Annotated in this window: 4 protein-coding genes; 1 reads left to right on the forward strand and 3 read right to left on the reverse strand. The window is 57.5% G+C overall.

The window, feature by feature from the left end; translation table 11 throughout:
- Positions 1-270 precede the first annotated feature (270 nt).
- Positions 271-792, forward strand: a complete 522-nt coding sequence (locus tag LIX91_RS25435) for a GNAT family N-acetyltransferase (protein WP_003380656.1) — start codon at positions 271-273, stop codon at positions 790-792.
- Between the two features lie 5 nt (positions 793-797).
- On the opposite strand, the gene tnpC is transcribed toward LIX91_RS25435, so the two are convergent.
- Genes tnpC through tnpA form a run of 3 tightly spaced genes read right to left on the reverse strand, consistent with a single transcriptional unit; the run spans position 798 to position 3,023 of the window.
- Complete coding sequence (gene tnpC, locus LIX91_RS25440; RefSeq protein WP_226489402.1) at positions 798-2,324, reverse strand: IS66 family transposase; 1,527 nt, start codon at positions 2,322-2,324, stop codon at positions 798-800.
- Between the two features lie 49 nt (positions 2,325-2,373).
- A complete protein-coding gene (gene tnpB, locus LIX91_RS25445) occupies positions 2,374-2,709 on the reverse strand; it encodes an IS66 family insertion sequence element accessory protein TnpB (RefSeq protein WP_226489403.1) in 336 nt (111 codons plus the stop codon).
- A complete protein-coding gene (gene tnpA / locus LIX91_RS25450; RefSeq protein ID WP_226489404.1) occupies positions 2,706-3,023 on the reverse strand; it encodes an IS66-like element accessory protein TnpA in 318 nt (105 codons plus the stop codon). Before tnpA ends, tnpB begins: the two co-directional genes overlap by 4 nt.
- Positions 3,024-3,121 lie beyond the last annotated feature (98 nt).

Here is a 3,121-nt window from a genome sequence, read left to right on the forward strand (position 1 = left end):
ACAAAGCAAATGGTCTAAATACGATCAGATTTCACGAGAGAGCGACTCGCCAGTTCGCATTTTCGGTTATTGACACAGTGCTCAAATCTCCAGATTATCAATCAATGACCCCTACAAATCTCGTTAGCATGATGCGCCCCTTGATGACTGCCATTGGCGGGCCATAGGGCGATGCGCGCTTAGAACAGAAGCATTGACCAGAAGCCCCGCCAGAAATGGATGGGGCTTTTTCATTCCCCTTCCAAATCATTGATGACAAGGAGAGTGAAGATGCTGTTGATTCGCCCAGCCAAACGTACTGACGCCGAGGCCGCGTTTGATATACGCCTCCAGGCGATCCGGCATCAATGCATTACCGTCTATACCGCTGAGCAAGTAATGGCGTGGACTGATGTGCCGCTCACAGACCGATATCGGGCTTGGGTGGAAAAGGAGTACCACGTTGCCTGGTTGGGCGAGACACCGGTCGCAACAGGTCTGATTGATTTCCAGTCTGGAGAGATAGGCGCTATTTTCGTTTTGCCTGCATTCATGGGACAGGGGATTGGCAAGGCAATGCTCCTATACCTTGAGCGACTGGCCTTTAAAGCCGGAATCGTCGACATCCATTTAGATGCTACCCCTAACGCAACCGCGTTCTACCGTCGGTGTGGCTATCACGGAGATAATCAAGCTATCTATACCTCGCCCTCCGGTCTTGAGCTGGCTTGTACACCGATGCGGAAACAGTTGGCCAGTGAAGAGCTAATGGACGTCACGCGGGCGACAAGCAGGCTGCCAAACTCAGGCTGAGTAAGTCAGTCCGGCATCCATTGATGCGGCAGCAGATGCTCAATCTCACTGGCTTTCTGCGTCGGCAACCGCGTCAGCACATCTTTGAGATAAGCATACGGATCATGCCCATTCATGCGTGCCGACTGGATCAAACTCATGATCGCGGCCGCTCGTTTGCCGCTGCGCAGAGACCCGGCGAACAACCAATTGGAGCGCCCAAGCGCCCAAGGCCTGATCGTGTTCTCGACAGGGTTGTTGTCGATGGGCACGGCACCATCACCCAGGTAGCGCGTCAGCGCTACCCAGCGTTTCAGGCTGTAGTCCAAGGCCTTGGCCATCGCCGAGCCTTCTGGCACAAGCTCGCGTTGAGCCAGCATCCATTCATGCAACTTTGCTGCGACGGGAACCGCTATTTCCTGACGTAATCGCCGGCGGTCTTCATCGTTCATTTCTTTGGCCTGCCGCTCGATCTCGTACAGGCCGCCGATTGAGTGCAGTGCCTGTTCGGCCAACTGGCTTTTGTTTGCCACATGCAGGTCAAAGAACTTGCGGCGAGCGTGGGCCATGCAGCCGATTTCGGTGATGCCCAGCTCGAAGTTGGCCTTGTAGCCCGCGAAGTCATCGCAGACCAGCTTGCCGTTCCACGTGCCAAGGAAGTTACGTGCATGTTCGCCAGCACGGCTGGGGCTGAAGTCGTAGACCACCGCCTTCAGTACCGAGAACGGCGTGGTGCAATAAGCCCAGACATACGCTCGGTGCGTTTTCTTCTCGCCGGGGGCCAGCATCTGCACCGGCGTTTCATCGGCATGCACGACTCGCTGGGTGAGTACTACTTCCCGCAGTGCATCCACCAGCGGCTGGAGTTGCACGCCAGTTTGGCCCACCCACTGTGCCAGTGTTGAGCGCGGGATCGCCAGGCCTGCACGGCCAAAGATCTTTTCCTGCCGGTACAGCGGTAAATGGTCGGAGAACTTGGCCACCATCACATGGGCCAGCAGACCGGCAGTAGGGATGCCCTTGTCGATGACTTGGGCGGGCACCGGCGCCTGGATCAGCGTTTCGCACTGGCGGCAGGCCCACTTGCCACGTACATGCTGCTCAACGGTGAACACGCCCGGTGTGTAATCCAGCTTCTCGCTGACGTCTTCGCCGATGCGCTGAAGCTGGCAGCCGCAAGCGCACTGGGTGTTCTCTGGCTCGTGACGAATGACGGTGCGTGGGAACTGCGGCGGCAGCGGCGCGCGCTTGGGCTTTTGGCGGGTTTCGCCTGGCGTCGGGGCAGGACGAAGCGCGTCCAGTTCTGCCTCGATGGCCTCAAGGTCGGTGTTGAGCAGGCCATCCAGCAAACTGCCTTGAGCTGGGCTGATCTGCTCGCTGCGTTTGGCGAACTTGTGGCGTTTGAGGATGGCAATTTCGTGAGAGAGCTGTTCGATGATCGTCTCGTCACGATGGATCTTTCGACCCATGGTGTCGACCTTCGACAGCAACTGCGCAGCGAGTGCGCGCAGTTGGTCGGGTGTCATTTGGTCGAGATTGGGCAAGGAAGTCATGCCGTGGATTTTACCAAAGCAACTCATCTGACACAGCTCAAAGGCAGGACTAAATAATCGTAATCACGCCGTTCACACCTACACGCTGCCATGGCAAACCGAGCACCAGCGCGTGCAGTTGTTCAGCGTCGAGTTCGACTTCCAGGCCGCGATGAGTGCCAGGCCAATGAAACTTGCCTCGGTTCAACCTGCGTGCGGCAAGCCAGATGCCCACGCCATCATGCACCAGCACCTTCATCCGGTTGGCGCGGCGGTTGGCAAACAGATAAGCGCAGTGCGGCTTTGCCGCACCGAACACCGTCACCACGCGGGCCAGCGCAGTCTCGGTGCCAGCGCGCATGTCCATGGGCGCGGTTGCGAGCCAGATGGCGTCGATGCGTATCATTGCGAGAGGCTGCGAATGAAGCGTGCGCAGCCGTCCGGGTCGGAGATGGGCCATTTGACCGTGATGAATTTTTCGCCCAGCGGCAATGCGATAACTACCGCTTCATCAGCGTGCCGTTTAGGCATCGGTTGCAGCGGCACAAACGCGGGAAGTGGCGCGACGGGTTTATCGCGGTAGATCGGCAACCACTTGCGAATTACGTTGGCATTGATGCCGTGGCGGATGGCGACGCTGGAAACGGAGGCGCCGGGTTGCAGACATTCCTGAACGACCTGGGCTTTAAAGGGTTTGGGGTAAGAGCTTCGTTGGCGCATGGAAATCCTAGCGATAAGGGTGATCGCGTCCGCTTAAATAGGCGGACACCATTGCCCTTAATTCTGGATTTTTGAAGGTGTGTTTGCTGGCCGCTTAC

The organism is Pseudomonas sp. B20 (assembly GCF_020515755.1).
Taxonomy (GTDB): Bacteria; Pseudomonadota; Gammaproteobacteria; order Pseudomonadales; family Pseudomonadaceae; genus Aquipseudomonas; species Aquipseudomonas syringae.